Genomic DNA, 18,275 nt, shown 5'->3' with positions numbered 1-18,275 from the left:
GCGCCGCCTAGCTTTCCGCCACGATTTCTCCCGCCAACACCGTCCCGCAGGTCCCGATGTCGCAGCCGCTTCTGTTTCAGCCGATCACGCTTCGCGGCGTGACCTCCCGAAACCGCATCCTGATCTCGCCGATGTGCCAGTATTCGGCAACCGACGGCTTGGCCAATGACTGGCATCTCGTGCATCTCGGCAAGTTCGCCCAGGGCGGCGCCGGGCTCGTGATGGTCGAGGCCGCGGCGGTTGTCGCGGAGGGCCGCATCACCCATGGCGATGTCGGCATCTGGAACGATGAGCAGATCGCGCCGCTCGAGCGCATCGCCGCCTTCCTCAAGGACAATGGCGCCGTGCCCTCGATCCAGCTCGCGCATGCCGGCCGCAAGGCCAGCATGCAGCGTCCCTGGTACGGCAATGCCGCTCTCGATGCGGCCGACCGCGCCCGCGGCGATCTGCCGTGGCGGACGGTGGCGCCGAGTGCGATCCCGATGGAAGACGGCTGGTTGATGCCGCACGCGCTCGACGTCGCCGAACTCGCCGCGCTGCGCGAGCAATGGCGGCGCGCCACCTTGCGCGCGGTCGAGGCCGGCTTCGAATTCGTCGAGGTGCATTGCGCGCATGGCTATCTGCTGCACGAATTCCTCTCGCCATTGTCCAACCGCCGCACCGATGCCTATGGCGGCGATCGCGCCGGGCGGATGCGCTATCCGCTCGAGATCATCGAGACCGTGCGCGCGGCCTGGCCGACGGAGCGGCCGCTGTCGGTGCGTATCTCCTCGGTCGACGGCATCGACGGCGGCCTGACGCTCGAGGACCAGGTCGCGTTCGCCCGCGAAGCCAGGGCGCGCGGTGTCGATTTGATCGATTGCTCGTCGGGCGGCCTGCTCGGCTCGGCGACCGCGGCGCGGATTCCGCGCGGCTACGGCTTTCAGGTGCCCTATGCCGATGAGATCCGCCGCGCCGCCGACGTTGCGACCATCGCGGTCGGCCTCATCCTGCACCCGCAGCAGGCCGAAGACGTCCTCGCCAAAGGCCATGCCGACATGGTCGCGATCGGCCGCGAGGCGCTGTTCGATCCGAACTGGCCGCTGCATGCCGAGCTTGCGCTCGACGGTGGAGGCGGCGAGGTGTTCGCGTCCTGGCCGAAGCAGTATGGTTGGTGGCTGGAGCGGCGCGAGCCCGGCCTGCGCAGGCTCGATGGCCCGCCGCTGCCGTTCCGCCAGAGCTGACAAGAAAATCCGACAGGAACCTGGGAGGTCGTTATCATGACGTCAGTCGCAAAGCGCCCCTATCGCGGCGTCTTCCCCGTGGCGCCGACCATCTTCGACGCCAGCGGCAATCTCGACCTCGAGGGGCAGCGGCGCTGCGTCGACTTCATGATCGACGCCGGCTCCCACGGCATCTGCATCCTCGCCAATTTCTCCGAACAGTTCGTGCTGACCGACGCCGAGCGCGAGACCGTGATGCATGCGGTGCTCGAGCATGTCGCCGGCCGCATTCCCGTCATCGTCACGACGACGCATTTCTCCTCGGCGGTGTGCGCTGAGCGCAGTCGCGAGGCGGAAGCCGCCGGGGCCGCGATGGTGATGGTGATGCCGCCCTATCACGGCGCGACCTTCCGCGTCGTCGAGCCGGGCATCTATGAGTTTTATCGGGTCGTGTCGGATGCCATCAACATCCCGATCATGATCCAGGACGCGCCCGTCGCGGGCACGCCGCTGTCGGTGGATTTCCTGGCACGCATGGCGAAGGAGCTCGCCAATGTCAGGTACTTCAAGATCGAGGTGCCGATGGCCGCGAACAAGCTGCGCGGCCTGATCGAGAAGGGCGGCGCCGAGATCGAGGGGCCGTGGGACGGCGAGGAGGCGATCACGCTGATGGCCGATCTCGATGCCGGCGCCACCGGTGCGATGACCGGCGGCGGCTATCCCGACGGCATCCGCCAGATCATGGATCCGTTCTTTGCCGGCCGGCGCGACGAGGCGGTGCAGGCCTATGCGCGCTGGCTGCCGCTGATCAACTACGAGAATCGCCAATGCGGGCTGCAGGCCTGCAAGGTGCTGATGCGCGAGGGCGGCGTCATCAAGTCCGATGCGGTGCGCCACCCGCTGCAACCGCTGCATCCGGCGACGCGTGCTGGGCTGATCGAGATCGCGCGGACACTCGATCCGGTCGTGCTGCGCTGGGGAGGCTAGAGCTCCTAGACCATGATGAAATGAGGTTGGATCGACTTGGCCTCGGGTTCGGTGCACCTCTCCCTTGGGAGAGGTCGATTTGCGCAGCAAATCGGGTGAGGGGTCACGGTCTATCGAGAGAGCAAGAGCCCTCACCCGGCGCTACGCGCTGACCTCTCCCCAGCGGGGAGAGGTGAAACCGAGATCGCAGCAAGCCGATTCAACCGAAACTCATCCGCTCTACGCGTCCCACGTCAGCGGTAAATCCAGCAGGCCGCGGAACGCCCAGCCGCCGATCCGCGCCGGCTTGTGCTCGATCAGGCGCAGCTTCTTCAGCCGGTTGAAGATCGCGGGCAGCGCGACGTCGGCGACCATGGCGCGCGAGGCCCAGGCGCCGGCGCAGAAGTGCGGGCCGGCACCGAACGCGATGCTCTTGCCGGCGTCACGGCGCACGTCGAACGCGTCGGGGTTGTCGAAGTGCTTCTCGTCGCGGTTCGCCGAGCCGAACATCAGGAACACGCGCTCATTGGTCTCGAATGCGACGTCCCTGATCGTCCAGGGCCTTGCGATCCGCCGCGGCGACATCCCGATCGGCGAGATCCAGCGCGCATATTCCTCGAACACCTGCAGCCACGGGATCGTGCCGCTCGTCGCCAGCGCCAGCTGGTCGGGATGCGTCAGCAGCCCCCATACCGTGCCGGCGATCGCATCGCGCGGCTCGTTCTGGCCGCCCGAGATCGCAAGCTTGATATTGGCGCGCACACTCTCCATCGGCATGTCGGTCTGCAGCATCACGCCGAGCAGGCTGAGGTCGGGCGTCTTGCGCAGCCTGGGGACCATGTCGTCGATCGCGGCATCGATGCCCGAGGTCGCCGCATGGCAGCGCGCCTCGATCGCGGGATCGCCGACATAATTGGCGATGCCGTCGATCATGCCCTGCGACCACGCGTTCATGTCCTGGAAGCGCATGTTGGTGAGGCCGGTGATCGATTTCAGGCATTCGGCCGAGAACGGCAGCGCGAAGGCCTGCACGAAATCGACCACGCCGTCCGGCTTCAGTTCGTCGAGGATGCGCGTCGCGTGTGCTGCGAACTGTGCGGTCCAGTGCGATCGGACGGTTTTCGGCGAGATCGCCGGAAAGATCGCCTTGCGCTCGTTCATATGCGCATCGCCGTCCTTGCGCATCATGTTGTGGCCCATCAGTTTGTTCATCAGCCCTTCGGGCTGGTGCGACGAGAACACGTCGATCTGCTTCTCCGAGATGAAGATGTCGTCGCGGCTGCACAGCAGGGTGCTGCCGAGCTGCGGCACGAAGGCGATCGGCGCCTCCTTGCGCATGCGCGCCAGCGCCGGATAGGGATCCTGCCAGAAGGCGGGGACGTCGATGTCGAAATGGGGCGCGGTGCTCACGACGTGATCTCGGTTTGGCCTCAGGTTTTCGAACCGAGCATAGGCCGGCGGGCGCGACCCGTCTGTCCCCAGCGCTGGGGACAGAGTGAAGCCCCACCGCCTGGAGCGTTCAGTTCAGCTGGCGCGCCGAGGCCATCAGGCGCAGCGCGATCGCGAACAGCTCGTTCTGCGAGGAGATGCCGAGCTTGTCATAGGCACGTTTGCGATAGGTGAGGGCTGAGTGCAGCCCGATGCCGAGCTCGGCGGCGATCGCTTCCGAGCTGAGACCGGAGAGGATGCGCAGGCAGACCTCTTTCTCACGCCCGGTTAGCCTGGCGAGCGGCTCGGCCGTTGCAAACAGGGTCTTCAACCGCTCGATCGGATCAACATCCGCTGCCGGGTCGCGCTGGAAATGCCGCGCCACGGCCGCCGTCAATGCCGGCGCGACCGCGGCCAGGCGCGCGATCTGCTCGCGGCTGAAGCGGCCTTGCGCGGTGATCTGGTAGAAATTGACATAGAAGCAGGTATCGCCGATCCAGATCGCGGAAGCGAACTTGTCGACAATGTCGGAGTCGTCGAAGAAGATCTTGCGGTAGCCGTCGCTGTACATGCGGCGGGCAAAGTTCGGCAGCACGATCGGTGCGGCCTGCGCCCGTCCCTCGAACACCGCATCGCGGTTCGGGTCGGCCTGATGGAAATGTTCGGAATAGGCGATCCCGAGGTCGCGCCCGGTCGGGATGTTGCCGACATCGAGCAGGCACGCGGCGGTCCGCGGGCCGGTGAACGAGAACACCATGCAATGACCGACACCGGCGACGCGGCGTAGCGCGCCGATCAGGGCCTCTGGAAAGCTGTCGCGGCCGATCGCCAGCAGCGCCGGCGTGATGTCGCTGACGACAGAAGTCTTGAAGGCGTAATCTGCCTTCATGGCGTCCTCCCTGTGTTTCGGGAAGACTAGAGCCTTTTCCGTTCCGATGGAATCGGAACGGGGCTCTGGATTCTTTGTTTTGACGCGTTTCTTGACGCGAACCGGGATCCACTTCGCTCGAAAACGCTCCGGCAGCGACATCGCCGGCGTGGAAGCGGCGACTCAGGCGCCGGGCACCTGGTCGAGGAAGCCGGTGATGCTCCTGATCCGGCCGTCCTTCAGCATGGCGAAGTCGGTGCCCTTGATCGGGCTGTCGACGCCGTCGGGGCCGAGGCCCCAGGAGAACCGGACATGGTCGCCGAAGCCGTTCGGCTCGCCGATCAGCTTGAAGCGGAAGTCCGGAAACTTCTGCTGCACGCCCGCGATCAGCGCGTCGACGCCCTCATGGCCGTCGCCGCTCATCAGCGGATCGATATAGCGCGCATCGGCGGTCCAGTTCTCGCTCAGCATCTCGCGACGCCGGCTTGGGGTCCGCTCGTTCCAGAGATCGATATAGCGGCGGGCGATGGTGGCATGGTCGGTCATGGTGCTCTCCTTCGATAGTGCCGGACTGTGCGGCGGTCCGGACTATCGAAGGTTCGCGTGCGCCAATCGATTACCTCGCAGGTCATCGCGCAGGCTATGGTGCGATCGTCAGCACCGCCTTCATGTTGGGATGGTAGCGGCAGTAATAGTCGACCGTGCCGGCCTTGGTCAGAACCGACTTGACCGTCTTCTTCGGCGCGATCGTCACGTCGAAGTCGCCGTTCTTCGCGGTGGCGGTGTGGGCGAAGACGTCCTTGTTGACCCATTCGATGGTGTCGCCGGCCTTGGCCGACACCTCGGCCGGCGAGATCACCAGATTTTCCATCACGATCTGGATGGTGGCCGCATGCGCCGGGACGGCCATCGCGCCGAGCGCGAGCAAGGCCAGCGTTGCGAGACAGCGTCCTGACAACATCACGCGTCTCCTTACTTCAGGCTGGCCGCGACGTGTTCGGCATGCTGCTGGTGGCCCTGGAAGATCTTCAGGCCGGTCTGCAGCAGGCTCTTCAGCTCGGGATTGCTGGCCGAGGGGATCAGCTGCGTCTCCAGCGCGGTGTTGACGGCCTTGTGGTAGGCGACCTCGTTGTCGATATAGGCCTTGTCATAGGCGGCGCCCTTCAGCTTGCCGAGCTCGGCGAGCTTGTCGGCCGCCTGCTTCGACAGCGCCTTGCTGGTGTCGTTGTCCTCCGGCGTCACCTTCAGCTTCTTGACGAGGTCGAGCGCCTGCTTGTTCACCGCCTCGTGGTCGCGCGCCATGTCCTTGGCGAACGCCTTGACCTCCTTGTTGGAGGCCTTCTCTTCCGCCTGCTTGGCGGCATTGATGTCGATCACACCTGCCGTATATGCGATATGTGCGATCTGCGGATCGGTCGGCTTTGCGCCCTGTGCCAGCGCAGCGCAGTTGAGAAGGCTGAGCGCGGCGACCGCGATACTCAATCGAACGAACATGGTTTGAAACTCCTGTTGAGCCGGGCGTAGCGCGCGGCGCGTCGTTGCTTGCACAGGAGTTGGATGGCGCGGACGAGCGGAGGTTCCCGAAAAAATTCAGGCCGTGGCGCGGAGCCGTTTCAGAACCGCCTCGGTCAATCGCTCGCAGCGCTTGCCCGCGAAGGGGAAGGCCTCCATGACGACGGGGCCGATCTTCCGCTCGACATTGTCGCGCAGTATGGTGCGGGCGCGGTGCAGGCGGGTCTTCACGGTTTCCGGCTTGAGGCCGAGGATCTCAGCTGTCTCCTCGACATTCATGCCCTCGATCACGCGGGTGATGAAGACGAGGCGGAACGCCTCGGGCAGCTCGTCGATCGCGTGCTCGACGACGTGCTGGATCTCACGCTGGGCCATGGATTTTTCCGGATCGTCTGTTGACGACAGGGGGAACTGGATGATCTGGGCTTCAGGAGCGCCTTTCGGCAGATCGGACCATTCGACGCTGCTGTGCCTGCGGCGCAGGCGGCCGAGTGCCTCGTTCATTGCGATCCGCGACAGCCAGGTCGAGAGGCTGGAGTCGCCGCGGAACTGGTCGAGATGGGTAAAGGCGCGCACATAGGCGTCCTGAACCACGTCCTCGGCCTCGTGGTCGTTGCGGAGGATGCCGCGTGCCAGCCGGAACAGCCGGCGATTATTCGCCTGCATGATGGCGCGGATTGCGGCTTCGTCGCGGGCGCGCGCGCGCTGCACGAGCTCGGCATCGCCCGAGCTGGTCGGCGGCAGGGACGTTACATGGGCCTGGCGCATGGCGGAATCGCCCTCACTGTTGGCGGAATAATACCATTGGATGCCAACCGGCCGTACAGGTTCCCGGGAAAATGGTGATCGGCCAAAAAGACCCCTACGGCCTGATATAGGCCTCCGGATCGCCGCGCGCATGCGCCTCCATTCCATCGAGGAAACAGCGCACCTTCGCCGGGACAAATTGCCGCGCCGGCAGCAGCGCGTGCACGTTGAGCGGCTCGCAGGCATGATCGGGCAGCAATCGCCGCAACTGGCCGGCCGCGACGGCGGCGCGGGTGTAGCTGGCGGTGACCCGCAGCACGCCATGGCCGGCGAGCGCTGCCTGCAGGCGGACATGGGCATTCGAACTGGTCAGCCGCGCGCGATCGACCGCGAGATGCTCGACTGCGCCGCCGGGAGCGGTGATCGCCCATGGCGGATCGCTGGGACCGGTCAACAGCGGCAGCTTTCTCAGATCATCCAGCGTGCGTGGCTCGCCGAGCTTGTCGAGCAGCGCGGGGGCTGCGAACAGGCCGCGCTCGAGCGTGAAGACGCGGCGGATCACAATGCCGGCCGACGGCAGCGGCGCCTCCAGCATCGCAAACACGATGTCGTAGTTCTCGGCGATCGGGTTGACGATGTCATGCTCGACATCGATCCGGATCGCGAGTTCGGGATAGCGGCCCATCACCGCGCAGGCGACCGGCCCCGCATGATGCGCGCCGAATTCATAAGGCGCCTTGATGCGCAACGTGCCCGCGACCGCGCTCGACATCGCCAGCGCCTCGCTGTGGGTGTCGTGCAGCGCGGCGAACAGCGGGCGCACCTTGCGATAGATGGTCTCGCCGGAATCGGTCAGCCGCAGGTGGCGCGTGGTTCGCTCGATCAGCCGCAGTCCGAGATTGGCTTCGAGACGCTGCACCGCAGCACTGAGGCTCGATTTGGGATGGCCGAGCACACGCGCGGCCGCGGTGAAGCCGCCATGCTCGACAACCTCGCAAAACAGCTCCCAGTCGCGCCACTCCATGGCCGATTGTCCATCCACCGGTACAGTGTGTCCAGCCAAATCGGATTATCCCGGTGACCGCAATCACCTAACCTCGTCGCAACCAAATTGCATCGGGAGGGTGAGATGGCTGACGACGGAATTTTCCTGCGCAACACCTGGTACGTGGCTGCGTGGAATCACGAACTGATCGACGGCAAGATGGTCGCGCGCACCATCCTGGAACGGCCGATCGTGCTCTATCGCGGGTCGAGCGGGAAAGTCGTCGCGCTGGACGACCGCTGTTGCCATCGCGCCGCGCCGCTTTCGATGGGACGCATCGAGGGCGACGACATCAGATGCATGTATCACGGCATGAAGTTCGCGGCCGACGGCAAATGCATCCAGATTCCTGGCCAGGACACGATCCCCGCCAAGCTCGGCGTGCGCAGCTATCCCGTGGTCGAGCGCTACAATCTGATCTTCATCTGGACCGGCGACCCGGAGAAGGCCGATCCGAAACTGATCCTCGACTATCCGCCGCTCGAGGATCCCAGATGGCGCGGCTTGCCGGGTTACATGCACTACAAGGCCAACTGGCTCCTGATCGTCGACAATCTCAGCGACTTCGCGCATCTTGCCTTCGTGCACACCAACACGCTCGGCGGTTCGGAGGAGTACGCCTACAAGACCAAGCCGGTCGCGATCGAGAAGCTGGACGACGGCTTCCGTGTCGAGCGCTGGCACATGGGCGCCGAGCCGCCGCCCTACCACAAGAAGGTGATCCCGAACAAAACCGACAAGATCGACCGCCGCAACATCGGCCGCATGATCGTGCCCGGCATCTTCACGCTCGACACGACGTTCGCGCCGGCGGGGCAGGGCGTCGAGAAGGGCGTCCAGGTTCCGGGCACGCGGTCGTATCGCAACGCGCAGTTCATGACGCCGGAGACGCGCTCGACCACGCACTTCTTCTGGAATTACCTGCACGATTTCGACATCGACAACCCGAACATCGCACTGTCGCTGCGGCACAGCCTTGAGGAAGGGTTCAACGAGGACAAGGATATCATCGAGGCGCAGCAGCGCGTGTTCGACGCCGATCCGGACTATCAGCTGCTCGCGATCGGCGCCGATGCCCCGCTGACCTATTTCCGCTGGCTGTTCGCGCGCAAGCTCGAGGCGGAGAAGGGCACGGCACGCGCCGCCTAGAGCATGATCCGGAAAAGTGTGAAGCGGTTTTCCCAAAAGATCATGCTCAAACAAGGAGCTAAAGCGCGATGATGATTCAACCCAATCTCATCGCGCTTTAGTCCGCTGAAACGACGGCTTTTGCTGCCAAGCCGCGCCGGGGTCGCGAGATCGTGACATCCCGGCGTGGCTGCCGCTCCAGCCGGTTTGGCGTAAACTGATCCGACCTGATTTTGTCGGTTCTTGATCAGCGTGAAGGTGACCCGCGTTGGCCAGACCATCCCGGCAGCGATCAATCGGTGAATGAGCTTGCCCGAAAAGACGGATCCATCGGATCGAAGTGCGAGCACCAGCTGGGCGCTGGACGCCTGGCTATGGCCGTTTGAAGCCGCGCGATTGGCGCTGGACATCTCCTCGCAGTGGTACCCCAATCGTACGCCCGAGCCCACAGTTTCGCCGAGCGAAGGGGCGTCGCTGCCCTGGACGACAGCCCATTCGGTCGCGCTTCAGCTGCCGTCGATGCGCTTGCTGGATTTCTCAAGAGCGGCCGAAGGCCGGCCGCTGCTGGTCTGCGCGCCCTATGCGCTGCATCGCGCGCAGATTGCGGATCTTGCCCCCGGCCACAGCCTGATGGAGGCGTTGCAGAAGGCTGGCGTTGCGCGTCTCTATCTCACGGATTGGCGCTCGGCGGCATCGGAGATGCGATATTTCTCGATCGACACCTTTCTGTCCGATCTAAACGTGGCCGTCGACACGATCGGGCCGCCGGTCGACCTTGCAGGTCTCTGTCAGGGCGGCTGGCTGTCCTTGCTCTATGCGGCGCGCTTTCCCGGCAAGGTACGACGGCTCGTGCTTGCCGGCAGCCCGGTCGACGTTTCGGTGCCGTCAGAGCTTTCCAGGATGGTTGCCTCGCTGCCGCAGCAGGGCTTCGAGGCGCTGGTGCGTCAGGGGGATGGGATTGTCAGTGGCAAGCAGATGCTGAAGGTATGGAGTATCCCGTTCAGTCTGCTTGACGTGGAAGCGGCGCTGCAGCGACGGCTCGACCGTAAGTCGGAGGATGCACGGGCGCTGCTCGACCGTTTCACGCACTGGGACAGCGATCCCCTCGATCTGCCGGGTACCTACTACCTTGAAGTGACCGACTGGATCTTTCGCCAGAACCGGATTGCGGCCGGACACTTCGTCGCGCTTGGCCGCAAAATCGATCTTGCTGCGGTGAAGCTGCCGGTCTTCCTGCTCGCTGCGGAGAACGACATTGTCGTTCCGCCCGACCAGGCGTTTGCGACGATGCGGCTGTTGGGCACGCGGCCCGCGTGGCTGCAACGAGAGACCGAGCCGTGTAGTCACCTCGGCCTGTTCATGGGCCGCAGGGCTCTGGCCGGTTCGTGGCGTCGGATTGCCCGCTGGCTTCAGTCTGATCTCGGCGAGACCGCGAGCGAGCGATCGCGGATCAGCGCGTGAGGTGTGATGTGAAATGCCCCGAACTGCGATTCTGCAATCCGGGGCATCCGACATCTATCGCGACTTGCGGCGCGCTTACTTGGCCGCGACGACCATGATCTCGACATTGTACTGCGGCGCCGCCAGCTTGGCCTCGACGGTGGCGCGGGCCGGGGTGTTACCCTCCGAGACCCAGCCGTCCCACACCGCGTTCATCTCCGGGAACGTCTTCATGTCGGTGATGTAGATCGTCGCGCTGAGCAGCTTCGACTTGTCGGTGCCGGCCTTGGCGAGGTGGCCGTCGATGATCGACAGGATGTCCTTGGTCTGGTCGGTGACGCTGCCGCCCGCCGCCTTGCCGGCGACGACGCCGGCGAGATAGACGGTGTTGCCGTGCACGACGGCCTGGCTCATGCGCGGGCCGGTTTCGAAACGCTGAATGCTCATTTGGGTCTCCACTGAATGGCGGGCATGTCTATAGCGTTTTCAAGCGAAGTGGCTACCGCTTCGCGTGAAGAAAACGCGTCAAAACAAGAGATCGACAGGTTTGGTTCTGATTTGATCAGAACCAAACCTCTAACCTGCCAGAGCGAGCGCCGCCACTGCACAATTTGCAGCGCCGTTCACCGAAATCGCTCGAAATTGCTCCGAGATAGGCTCGGCGCAATCAGGTCGGCGGATTCTGCCCATTCGCCCAGCGGGCGAACAGCGCCACTCGCTCGGCCGGCCAGGCGCCGTCGCAGGGCATGCTCCCGGCCTCGAGCCGTGCCAGGATTTGCTGACAGTGCCTGGCGACATCCGCCTCCTTCCAGAGATCGAAGGCGAACAGCATCGAACTGCGATCCATCGGCCGGAACAGCGGCCGGATGTGCTGTTCGAACTGCACGGTCTCGCCGGGATCGGGGAGTGCCATGCTGACGTCGTTCGCGGCCTGCGCATCGCTCGCGGTTGCGGACGGCCGTGCGGCCGGCGTTGCGTTGCAGACCCACCACCATCGCGGCACCGGCATGTTCGGCGGCGGTGCTGCGCCGGCGCCCGAATTCTCGACCGCGATCCGCGAGCCCCATTCGATATAGGCGACGAACGCGGCGCGGAATTCCGGATCGGTCGGCAAGCCGGCATCGTCGGCGCTCTGCACCATGTAGGTCGCCCACAATGCGCGCTGCTCCGGCCGGATCTCCTTGCCGATGTGCTGCGACACCATCCGCCGATAGCCGCCATAGCGCTCGGTGTAGAAGCGCGGGCCGCCGAACACTTCGCTCAGCCACGCCGCCACCCGTTCGGGGTGGTCCGGCGACATCTCGGCGAATAGCGGGCCGAGCAGCGGATCCTCAGGCACGTAACGGCTGTAGAAGATGCGCGTCATGTCGAGCAGCGCGGGTAGCCGCCGGCCCATTCGAACAGCGTCGGCTCGCGCATCGGGTCGGGAACGGGATCGCGAAACGCGACGTTCCAGTGCATGCCGCTGCAAAACGGCTTGTTCAGCGATGCGCCGCAGCGGCACAGGTTGACATGCTCCTGCGACGCGCCCGCGTTCCGCGCGATCGATGCGCCATCCTCATCGACCAGCTCGACATGGCCGGTGACGCGATAGGGCCCGTCCTTCGACACTTCGATCTGCGGCGGCCGGTTGACATCCGACAGGTTGGCATTCCGCTCGGGGCCAATGCCGATGCCGAGTGCCCCCGACGGGCACCTGCGCACCGCGTTGATGAGATCGTCCAAGCGTGCGCCGCTCGGCGCAATGAACGGCTCTTCGTCGAGACGAAACACGGAGTTGAGCCGGTCGGTACAGAAGCCGGAATGCGCGCAGGTGCCGCGATTGTCGAACACGAACGCCTGCTGCCCGGCATAGACCTCGAGCTTGTCTGGCAAGCGCCGCGGATCCTTGGCGTCGGTGAAACCGCGCGCGACGTGGCTGTCGTCGCAGAACGGCTTGGTCTGCGATTGTCCGCAGCGGCAGAGCCGCACCGGCGCCGCGGCTGCGATCGGCACGCCGAGATGATCGACGATCGGAATACCGGGCTCCGGTTCGTAAGGTCCGTTGCGTCTGATGACGATGCGCTTGCGCGGCTGTTGCTAGTCGCTTGGACCCTGGGCGGAATTGTCGTCTGTCATGCCTTGCAATGATCCCTGAACTCGCCCAACCCGTGCCAAGCGTGCTTAGATGGATCGATGGCGGCTCTCAACGAACCAGATGGAAAGTGCCGCGGGAGAGTTGCGATGATCCGCAAGACCAAGCGCAAATATGGTTGCCCGGTCGAGTTCTCGATCGATCAGCTCAGCGGCAAATGGAAGACGGTGATCCTGAGCCGGCTCAAGGTCCGGCCGATGCGCTACGGCGAATTGCGCCACGACATCCCGCAGCTCAGCGACAAGGTGTTGACCGAGCGCCTGCGCGATCTCTGCAATTCGGGTTTCGTCAGGCAGGAGCGCGGCGGCGGCTCCTCGCGCTATTGCCTGACCAAGCGCGGCGAGATGCTGAAGCCGATGCTGCAGGCACTCTACGATTGGGGCGAGGCCAACGCCGACACGTTCGGCGTCCGCTTCCTCGGCGCGGAAGCAGACTAGAGCAAGATGCGTAATTTCGGAATATTAGAAGAGTGCCTCTGAGTTGCCCGACGTGTCAAGTTGCTTGTTCGAACGCCGGCCACCGCCCGCTACTTGGTACTTTGCATGGGGTTGTTTTCGATATTTTGGCAGCGCCCCCGGCGACGGTCGCATAAGCTAGTCCAGAGATCGGATTTCCGGCGGAACCTTAATCAAGGAAAGCCCGTTGTCGCGGGATGTTGGGGGTAATCAACACAAGGAATAGTCATGCGCATCCGCATCTCTACGGCGTCCGTCATCGTTGCGGCGCTCTCGCTCGGAACACCTGCTTGGGCGCAGGTGCAGGGAACGCAACCGAAGGCGATGCCGCAGGCTCAATCTGACCAGCCCACCGCCATCCGGAGCATCCAGGTCGTGGACATCAAGGAACTCAAGCCCGACGCCCGGTCAAAGGTCGAGGCTGTCGTCGCAAAGGCAAGCGAAGACGACCTGCGGAACCTTCGCGGCTCCATCGACGCCTCTGAAGAAGCAGTATCCGCGCTGAAGGCGAAGGGCCTCAGCTCGGCACAAGTTGTCGCGGTCAATCTCACCAACGGCATCCTGACGCTTTTCACCAAGACCGCCTGAACAAATTCGGACTCAGCAAATCGAGGCCCGCCGGTTCTCGCCGACGGGCCTCGACGCCCGCATTAGGGAAAGGCGCGCCTAGTTCACCGCCTTCGCTGCCGCGCGTCCCGCATTGCGGCCCGAGAACAGGCAGCCGCCGAGGAACGTGCCTTCCAGCGAGCGATAGCCGTGCACGCCGCCACCGCCGAAGCCGGCGGCCTCGCCGGCCGCGTAGAGCCCGCGGATGATCTGGTGATCGTTGCCGAATACGCGCGAATCGAGATCGGTCTCGAACCCGCCGAGCGTCTTGCGGGTGAGGATGTTGAGCTTCACCGCGATCAGCGGGCCGTGCTCGGGATCGAGGATGCGGTGCGGCTTAGCGGTGCGGATCAGCCTGTCGCCGATATAGCGCCGCGCATTGTGCAGGTTCATCACCTGCGCATCCTTGACGTAGGGGTTGGTGATCTCGCGGTCGCGCGCCTCGATCTGCGCCTTGATGGCGTCGAGCTGCAACAGATCGTTGCCTGCGAGCTTGTTCATGGCATCGACGAGATCGGCGAGATTGTCGCGCACGATGAAGTCGGCGCCGTGCTGCTTGAACGCCTCCACCGGCGCCGGCGCGCCCTTGTTGGTGGCGCGCTTGATCGTCATGCGCCAGCTCTTGCCGGTGAGGTCGGGGTTCTGCTCGGAGCCGGACAGCGCGAACTCCTTCTTGATGATGCTCTGGGTCAGGATGAACCACGAGTAATCGTAGCCGGTGCCCATGATGTAGTGCAGTTGCCCGAGCGTGTCGGAGCCCGGGAACAGCGGCGCCGGCAGCCGCTTGCCTGACGCGTCGAACCACAGCGACGACGGTCCCGGCAGGATCCGGATGCCGTGACGCGGCCAGATCGGGTTCCAGTTCCGGATGCCTTCGACATAGTGCCACATGCGGTCGCGGTTGATCAGCCGCCCGCCCGCAGCCTCGGTGATCCCGATCATGCGGCCGTCGACATGTTCGGGCACGCCGGAGATCATGAATTTGGGCGGCTCGCCGAGCCGCTTCGGCCAGTTCTGCCGCACCAGATCATGATTTCCGCCGATGCCGCCGGACGCGATGATCACTGCTTGTGCGCGAAAGGAAAAATCGCCGACGACATCGCGCGAGGAACTCTTGCCGCGCTCGACCGAGGTCGGTTCCAGGATCACGCCGCTGACGCCGTCGACCACACCGTTGGTGACGCTGAGCGCATCGACGCGGTGGCGGAACTTGAACACCAGCCGTCCGCTCTTCGCGGCCTCGCGCGCGCGGCGCTCGAACGGCTCGACGATGCCGGGTCCGGTGCCCCAGGTGACGTGGAAGCGTGGCACCGAATTGCCATGGCCCATCGCGTCGTAACCGCCGCGCTCGGCCCAGCCGACCACCGGGAAGATGCGATGGCCCATGGCGCGCAGCCAGTCGCGTTTCTCGCCCGCCGCGAACGCGACATAGGCTTCAGCCCATTTGCGCGGCCAGTAATCCTCTTCGCGATCGAAACCGGCGGTGCCCATCCAGTCCTGCAGAGCGAGGTCTGCGGAATCCCTGATGCCGAGCCGGCGCTGCTCCGGCGAATCGACCAGGAACAGGCCGCCAAACGACCAGAAGGCCTGGCCGCCGATGCTCTGTTCCCCTTCCTGGTCGAGCACGATGACGCGCTTGCCTGCGTCGGCAATCTCGGTTGCGGCGACGAGACCGGCAAGCCCCGCGCCAACCACGATCACATCTGCATCCTCAGCCATGTTTGAGTCCCCCGGTCCCATCGGGATTCAAGACCGCCTCATTGCGTGCGGTCAACGCCAAATGGACCTTGCCTGTGGCGGCGGAGCACCAAGCACGCGCGCCACGCTGTTCCAGTTTGGGACCTTTCCCCAGTCCCACTGCAGCGTGCGCGCAACACCCAATTTGAATTTGTTTTGACCGGCTTCGCTCGTCTGGACAAAAATACGCGCGCGCAACACGCTCACGATTGTCTTGCATCACAGACCAAACAGATTCGGTTTCGACTGGGGCTGGCCAAAATGAAGTTGATGACGGGGTTGCTCGCTGCGGTTCTCCTGCTGGCGGGAATGGGGACGTCTCAAGCTGTAGTCAGGATCGCCGACGATCGCGGCGGCAAGATCGGCGTCTATGTTGACAGGTATCAGGACCTGCGGACATCGGGCGAGACGGTCATCATCGACGGGCTGTGCGCCTCGGCCTGCACCATCGTGCTCGGCAAGGTTCCTCACGACCGGATTTGTGTGACCTCGCACGCCAGCCTCGGCTTCCACGCAGCCTGGGATTACGGTGACAACGGCCGCCCGGTCCCCAATCCCGAAGCCACCCATATGCTGTACCTGATGTATCCGCCGGCGGTACGCAGATGGATTTCGGAGCGTGGTGGTCTGACCCGGCGCATGATCTTCCTGCGCGGCAAGCAACTGCAGGCGCTGTACAAACCGTGCTACCTCAACGCCCAGGCCTCGGCGCCGAAGCCCGCGCACTAAGCTCCGGCTGCTTCTCTGTTTGCCCCTCGTCGGCCATTGGCCTGGTCATACGCCGGGCCATGGACGAGCAGGCATCGGAATCGCTCGCCATCATTTGACGGCCTGCGACCGCCATTGCGCTTGCTGCCTGCCGGAACCGGGCTTATCTCAGCCTGATGGTTCAGCCGATCTCCACCCGATCCGAGCTCGTAGCGGCTTCGCAGGGCCGGGTGGCGTTTGCGATCCTGTGGGGTGCGGCCGGTATCGGCGGATTGGCCCTGCTTGCCGCCGCCGCGCTCTGGTTCCACTACGGGACCGCGGTGTTTTTCGAAATGATCACGGCCGGCATCTCTGCCTGCTTCTGACAAGGACGCTCTCGCATCATGCCCCGGACCACGCGCCCATTGGTGATCTTCGCTGCCTTCGCGGGCAGTCTGGCGGTCGGCTTGTTCCTCATGCTGTGGGCGATCGGCGGCTTGCGCACCGTTGCCGCGCCGGCCGCGATCGGCGGGTCGTTCCAGCTCACCGACCAGTCCGGCCAGATCGTCACCGACAAGAATCTCCAGGGCAAGCCGACCCTGATTTTCTTCGGATTCACCCATTGCCCGGACATCTGCCCGACCTCGCTGTTCGAGATCTCGGAGGTCCTGAAGGCGATGGGTAAGGACGCCGATCGCGTGAATGCCTATTTCGTCTCGGTCGATCCGGAACGCGACACCGCCACAGCGATGAAGGATTACCTGTCGAGCTTCGATCCGCACCTCAAGGGCCTGACCGGCGATCCTGCCGCGATCGCGAAGGTGCTGTCGAGCTATCGTGTCTACGCCAAGAAAGTGCCGCTGAAGGATGGCGACTACACGATGGACCACACCGCGCTGATCTATCTGATGGATCGCGACGGTCATTTTGTCGCGCCGTTCAATCTGAAGCGGACGCCGGAAGAGGCGGCGGCCGATCTCAAACGGTATCTCTGATCGCCATTTCCGTTTCAGAATTAACCCAATCGGCGCTCGCTTCAGGCGCCGATTCGGCTATAAGCCGTTCAATTTCCTGAAATTGCCGGTTATGCCAAATCCCTCTGTCCAGCCCTTTGCCGTCCGTTCGCGCCAGCGTCGCCTGGCCGCGGGCATGATCGCGGCTGCCTTGCTGGCCTTGGCAGGTTCTGCGATCGGGCAGACGCCTCCAGCGCCTGCAGCGCAACCACCGGCGGCCAAGACGGCCCCCGCGCCGGCTGCGCCGACCAGACCGGCGCCGACTGCACCGCAGGCAGCGCCCGGGGCCCCAGCCGCAACCCAGGCGGCCCCGACCCTGCCGCCCAAGGCCGCCGCCGAGGCCGCGCCGCAGGCGGTGCCGGGTTTCTGGGACCCGCGGCGCCGGCCGGACCGCCCGGACCTGTCGCGCCTCACCGTGATCCGCTTCCTGACCGAGACCGACTATCCGCCGTTCAATTTCACCGGTCCCGACGGCAATCCGGCCGGTTTCAACGTCGACCTCGCGCGTTCGCTCTGCGACGAGATCAAGGTCACCTGCACCATCCAGATGCGCCGCTTCGAGACCCTGATCGATGCGCTTGCGACCAACCGTGGCGATGCCATCATCGCGTCGATGGCCGTGACGCCGCAGCTGCGCGCCAAGGTCGACTTCACCGATCCCTATTACCGCGCGCCGGCGCGCTTCGTGTCGCGCCGTGACAACGTGATGCCGGAAATCCGCCCGGAATATCTCGAGGGCAAGAAGGTCGGCGTCATCGCCGGGACCTCGCACGAGGCCTACCTCAAGGCGATGTTTACCGACGCCGAGATCCATTCCTATCCGGATAACGACGCGCTGCGCGCGGCGCTGCGCCGCGGCGAGGTCGACTTCATCTTCGGCGATGCGATCTCGCTCGCGTTCTGGATCAACGGCACCGATTCCGCCGAATGCTGCGCGTTCTCCGGCGGCCCCTTTGTCGAGAGCCGCTATTTCGGCGAGGGCGTCGGCATCGCCGTCCGCAAGGGCAACGATCTGCTCCGGCAGTCGCTGAACTGGGCGCTGTTCCGGATCTGGGAAAAAGGCCGCTTCACCGATCTGTGGCTGCGCTATTTCTCGGTCAGCCCGTTCTGACGCTGTGGTCTTCACCTCGCCCCGCTTGCGGGGAGAGGTCGGAATTCAAGCGCAGCTTGAATTCCGGGTGAGGGGGACCCACCGCGAATTCCTCTCTCGCCGGTTACGCGGATGGAGCCCCTCACCCCAACCCTCTCCCTGCAACAGCGGGGCGAGGGAGCGTCGTTTTGCATTTTGCCGCGAAAGCGTTAGTTTT

At 64.6% G+C, this 18,275-nt stretch carries 22 protein-coding genes; 10 read left to right on the top strand and 12 right to left on the bottom strand.

The annotated features are described in order from the left end of the window. Window positions 1–56 precede the first annotated feature (56 nt). Together ACE10X_RS41205 and ACE10X_RS41200 are read left to right on the top strand one after the other, a co-directional pair. Window positions 57–1,223 carry an NADH:flavin oxidoreductase/NADH oxidase gene (locus ACE10X_RS41205; protein ID WP_038384514.1) on the top strand — a complete coding sequence of 389 codons (1,167 nt, stop codon included), beginning with the start codon at window positions 57–59 and terminating at the stop codon, window positions 1,221–1,223. 36 nt (window positions 1,224–1,259) lie between these two features. Then, the gene (locus ACE10X_RS41200) at window positions 1,260–2,189 is read left to right on the top strand and encodes a dihydrodipicolinate synthase family protein (protein ID WP_375763755.1); all 930 of its coding nucleotides are present in this window, start codon (window positions 1,260–1,262) and stop codon (window positions 2,187–2,189) included. A 219-nt stretch (window positions 2,190–2,408) separates the two neighbouring features. Here the strand turns inward: ACE10X_RS41200 and ACE10X_RS41195 are convergent, their stop codons facing one another. The 7 genes from ACE10X_RS41195 to ACE10X_RS41165 all read right to left on the bottom strand — a co-directional run bounded on the left by ACE10X_RS41195 (window position 2,409) and on the right by ACE10X_RS41165 (window position 7,747). Beyond that, complete coding sequence (locus ACE10X_RS41195) at window positions 2,409–3,578, bottom strand: cytochrome P450 (RefSeq protein ID WP_375763754.1); 1,170 nt, start codon at window positions 3,576–3,578, stop codon at window positions 2,409–2,411. A 109-nt stretch (window positions 3,579–3,687) separates the two neighbouring features. After that, window positions 3,688–4,485, bottom strand: a complete 798-nt coding sequence (locus ACE10X_RS41190) for a helix-turn-helix transcriptional regulator (RefSeq protein ID WP_375763753.1) — start codon at window positions 4,483–4,485, stop codon at window positions 3,688–3,690. A 162-nt stretch (window positions 4,486–4,647) separates the two neighbouring features. Continuing rightward, window positions 4,648–5,010 (bottom strand): nuclear transport factor 2 family protein, encoded by a 363-nt coding sequence (locus ACE10X_RS41185; RefSeq protein WP_028339048.1) that lies wholly within the window; start codon window positions 5,008–5,010, stop codon window positions 4,648–4,650. A gap of 94 nt (window positions 5,011–5,104) precedes the next feature. Then, complete coding sequence (locus ACE10X_RS41180) at window positions 5,105–5,425, bottom strand: cupredoxin domain-containing protein (RefSeq protein WP_026191945.1); 321 nt, start codon at window positions 5,423–5,425, stop codon at window positions 5,105–5,107. A gap of 11 nt (window positions 5,426–5,436) precedes the next feature. Continuing rightward, window positions 5,437–5,958, bottom strand: coding sequence for a DUF4142 domain-containing protein (locus tag ACE10X_RS41175; RefSeq protein WP_028339046.1), 522 nt, complete (start codon window positions 5,956–5,958; stop codon window positions 5,437–5,439). A 96-nt stretch (window positions 5,959–6,054) separates the two neighbouring features. Beyond that, window positions 6,055–6,744, bottom strand: a complete 690-nt coding sequence (locus ACE10X_RS41170; protein ID WP_375764651.1) for an RNA polymerase sigma factor — start codon at window positions 6,742–6,744, stop codon at window positions 6,055–6,057. Between the two features lie 94 nt (window positions 6,745–6,838). Then, entirely contained in the window at window positions 6,839–7,747 is a 909-nt protein-coding gene (locus ACE10X_RS41165; RefSeq protein WP_375763752.1) for a LysR family transcriptional regulator, read from the bottom strand. A 105-nt stretch (window positions 7,748–7,852) separates the two neighbouring features. Here ACE10X_RS41165 and ACE10X_RS41160 point away from each other — a divergent pair, with 105 nt between their 5' ends. Then, on the top strand, window positions 7,853–8,917 hold the full coding sequence (locus tag ACE10X_RS41160; protein ID WP_076832425.1) for an aromatic ring-hydroxylating dioxygenase subunit alpha: 1,065 nt from the start codon (window positions 7,853–7,855) through the stop codon (window positions 8,915–8,917). On the opposite strand, the gene ACE10X_RS41155 is transcribed toward ACE10X_RS41160, so the two are convergent. Next, window positions 8,914–9,306: a hypothetical protein gene (locus tag ACE10X_RS41155; RefSeq protein ID WP_375763751.1), complete on the bottom strand. Its 393-nt coding sequence runs from the start codon at window positions 9,304–9,306 to the stop codon at window positions 8,914–8,916. The genes ACE10X_RS41160 and ACE10X_RS41155 overlap by 4 nt on opposite strands. A gap of 109 nt (window positions 9,307–9,415) precedes the next feature. Between ACE10X_RS41155 and ACE10X_RS41150 the strand changes: the two genes are divergently transcribed. Beyond that, window positions 9,416–10,357, top strand: a complete 942-nt coding sequence (locus tag ACE10X_RS41150; RefSeq protein ID WP_375764650.1) for an alpha/beta fold hydrolase — start codon at window positions 9,416–9,418, stop codon at window positions 10,355–10,357. Between the two features lie 75 nt (window positions 10,358–10,432). Here ACE10X_RS41150 and ACE10X_RS41145 read toward each other — a convergent pair whose 3' ends face one another. The 3 genes from ACE10X_RS41145 to ACE10X_RS41135 all read right to left on the bottom strand — a co-directional run bounded on the left by ACE10X_RS41145 (window position 10,433) and on the right by ACE10X_RS41135 (window position 12,331). Continuing rightward, window positions 10,433–10,783: a RidA family protein gene (locus tag ACE10X_RS41145; RefSeq protein ID WP_028339041.1), complete on the bottom strand. Its 351-nt coding sequence runs from the start codon at window positions 10,781–10,783 to the stop codon at window positions 10,433–10,435. 220 nt (window positions 10,784–11,003) lie between these two features. Beyond that, a complete protein-coding gene (locus ACE10X_RS41140) occupies window positions 11,004–11,732 on the bottom strand; it encodes a group II truncated hemoglobin (RefSeq protein WP_375763750.1) in 729 nt (242 codons plus the stop codon). Continuing rightward, window positions 11,699–12,331, bottom strand: a complete 633-nt coding sequence (locus ACE10X_RS41135; RefSeq protein WP_375763749.1) for a CDGSH iron-sulfur domain-containing protein — start codon at window positions 12,329–12,331, stop codon at window positions 11,699–11,701. Before ACE10X_RS41135 ends, ACE10X_RS41140 begins: the two co-directional genes overlap by 34 nt. Before the next feature lie 228 nt (window positions 12,332–12,559). Between ACE10X_RS41135 and ACE10X_RS41130 the strand changes: the two genes are divergently transcribed. Continuing rightward, window positions 12,560–12,907 (top strand): helix-turn-helix domain-containing protein, encoded by a 348-nt coding sequence (locus ACE10X_RS41130; RefSeq protein WP_194458128.1) that lies wholly within the window; start codon window positions 12,560–12,562, stop codon window positions 12,905–12,907. 246 nt (window positions 12,908–13,153) lie between these two features. After that, on the top strand, window positions 13,154–13,513 hold the full coding sequence (locus ACE10X_RS41125; RefSeq protein WP_038384505.1) for a hypothetical protein: 360 nt from the start codon (window positions 13,154–13,156) through the stop codon (window positions 13,511–13,513). A gap of 78 nt (window positions 13,514–13,591) precedes the next feature. Here the strand turns inward: ACE10X_RS41125 and ACE10X_RS41120 are convergent, their stop codons facing one another. Continuing rightward, on the bottom strand, window positions 13,592–15,250 hold the full coding sequence (locus tag ACE10X_RS41120) for an FAD-binding dehydrogenase (RefSeq protein ID WP_375763748.1): 1,659 nt from the start codon (window positions 15,248–15,250) through the stop codon (window positions 13,592–13,594). A 279-nt stretch (window positions 15,251–15,529) separates the two neighbouring features. Here ACE10X_RS41120 and ACE10X_RS41115 point away from each other — a divergent pair, with 279 nt between their 5' ends. From ACE10X_RS41115 to ACE10X_RS41100, 4 genes are all read left to right on the top strand, one after another. Further along, the gene (locus tag ACE10X_RS41115; protein ID WP_028339032.1) at window positions 15,530–15,997 is read left to right on the top strand and encodes a hypothetical protein; all 468 of its coding nucleotides are present in this window, start codon (window positions 15,530–15,532) and stop codon (window positions 15,995–15,997) included. 155 nt (window positions 15,998–16,152) lie between these two features. Then, a complete protein-coding gene (locus tag ACE10X_RS41110; protein WP_375763747.1) occupies window positions 16,153–16,341 on the top strand; it encodes a hypothetical protein in 189 nt (62 codons plus the stop codon). A gap of 18 nt (window positions 16,342–16,359) precedes the next feature. Beyond that, window positions 16,360–16,950, top strand: coding sequence for an SCO family protein (locus ACE10X_RS41105; RefSeq protein ID WP_038384500.1), 591 nt, complete (start codon window positions 16,360–16,362; stop codon window positions 16,948–16,950). Window positions 16,951–17,041: 91 nt separating this feature from the next. Next, window positions 17,042–18,079 (top strand): transporter substrate-binding domain-containing protein, encoded by a 1,038-nt coding sequence (locus ACE10X_RS41100; protein WP_375763746.1) that lies wholly within the window; start codon window positions 17,042–17,044, stop codon window positions 18,077–18,079. Window positions 18,080–18,275 lie beyond the last annotated feature (196 nt).

This window comes from Bradyrhizobium sp. Pha-3, from assembly GCF_042258325.1.
Taxonomy (GTDB): domain Bacteria; phylum Pseudomonadota; class Alphaproteobacteria; order Rhizobiales; family Xanthobacteraceae; genus Bradyrhizobium; species Bradyrhizobium elkanii.
Note: the sequence above shows the minus strand (reverse complement) of the source record. Positions and strands in the feature narration are given on the sequence as shown.

Excerpts from the sequence above, each read along its gene's own strand:
- ACE10X_RS41120 (WP_375763748.1), bottom strand. The coding sequence starts at position 15,250 with ATGGCTGAGGATGCAGATGTGATCGTGGTTGGCGCGGGGCTTGCCGGT.
- ACE10X_RS41160 (WP_076832425.1), top strand. The coding sequence starts at position 7,853 with ATGGCTGACGACGGAATTTTCCTGCGCAACACCTGGTACGTGGCTGCG.
- ACE10X_RS41165 (WP_375763752.1), bottom strand. The coding sequence starts at position 7,747 with ATGGAGTGGCGCGACTGGGAGCTGTTTTGCGAGGTTGTCGAGCATGGC.
- ACE10X_RS41205 (WP_038384514.1), top strand. The coding sequence starts at position 57 with ATGTCGCAGCCGCTTCTGTTTCAGCCGATCACGCTTCGCGGCGTGACC.
- ACE10X_RS41105 (WP_038384500.1), top strand. The coding sequence starts at position 16,360 with ATGCCCCGGACCACGCGCCCATTGGTGATCTTCGCTGCCTTCGCGGGC.
- ACE10X_RS41145 (WP_028339041.1), bottom strand. The coding sequence starts at position 10,783 with ATGAGCATTCAGCGTTTCGAAACCGGCCCGCGCATGAGCCAGGCCGTC.
- ACE10X_RS41180 (WP_026191945.1), bottom strand. The coding sequence starts at position 5,425 with ATGTTGTCAGGACGCTGTCTCGCAACGCTGGCCTTGCTCGCGCTCGGC.
- ACE10X_RS41200 (WP_375763755.1), top strand. The coding sequence starts at position 1,260 with ATGACGTCAGTCGCAAAGCGCCCCTATCGCGGCGTCTTCCCCGTGGCG.
- ACE10X_RS41125 (WP_038384505.1), top strand. The coding sequence starts at position 13,154 with ATGCGCATCCGCATCTCTACGGCGTCCGTCATCGTTGCGGCGCTCTCG.
- ACE10X_RS41150 (WP_375764650.1), top strand. The coding sequence starts at position 9,416 with ATGCGCTTGCTGGATTTCTCAAGAGCGGCCGAAGGCCGGCCGCTGCTG.
- ACE10X_RS41140 (WP_375763750.1), bottom strand. The coding sequence starts at position 11,732 with ATGGGCCGGCGGCTACCCGCGCTGCTCGACATGACGCGCATCTTCTAC.
- ACE10X_RS41100 (WP_375763746.1), top strand. The coding sequence starts at position 17,042 with ATGCCAAATCCCTCTGTCCAGCCCTTTGCCGTCCGTTCGCGCCAGCGT.
- ACE10X_RS41170 (WP_375764651.1), bottom strand. The coding sequence starts at position 6,744 with ATGCGCCAGGCCCATGTAACGTCCCTGCCGCCGACCAGCTCGGGCGAT.
- ACE10X_RS41130 (WP_194458128.1), top strand. The coding sequence starts at position 12,560 with ATGATCCGCAAGACCAAGCGCAAATATGGTTGCCCGGTCGAGTTCTCG.
- ACE10X_RS41175 (WP_028339046.1), bottom strand. The coding sequence starts at position 5,958 with ATGTTCGTTCGATTGAGTATCGCGGTCGCCGCGCTCAGCCTTCTCAAC.
- ACE10X_RS41155 (WP_375763751.1), bottom strand. The coding sequence starts at position 9,306 with ATGTCCAGCGCCAATCGCGCGGCTTCAAACGGCCATAGCCAGGCGTCC.
- ACE10X_RS41190 (WP_375763753.1), bottom strand. The coding sequence starts at position 4,485 with ATGAAGGCAGATTACGCCTTCAAGACTTCTGTCGTCAGCGACATCACG.
- ACE10X_RS41115 (WP_028339032.1), top strand. The coding sequence starts at position 15,530 with ATGAAGTTGATGACGGGGTTGCTCGCTGCGGTTCTCCTGCTGGCGGGA.
- ACE10X_RS41185 (WP_028339048.1), bottom strand. The coding sequence starts at position 5,010 with ATGACCGACCATGCCACCATCGCCCGCCGCTATATCGATCTCTGGAAC.
- ACE10X_RS41110 (WP_375763747.1), top strand. The coding sequence starts at position 16,153 with ATGGTTCAGCCGATCTCCACCCGATCCGAGCTCGTAGCGGCTTCGCAG.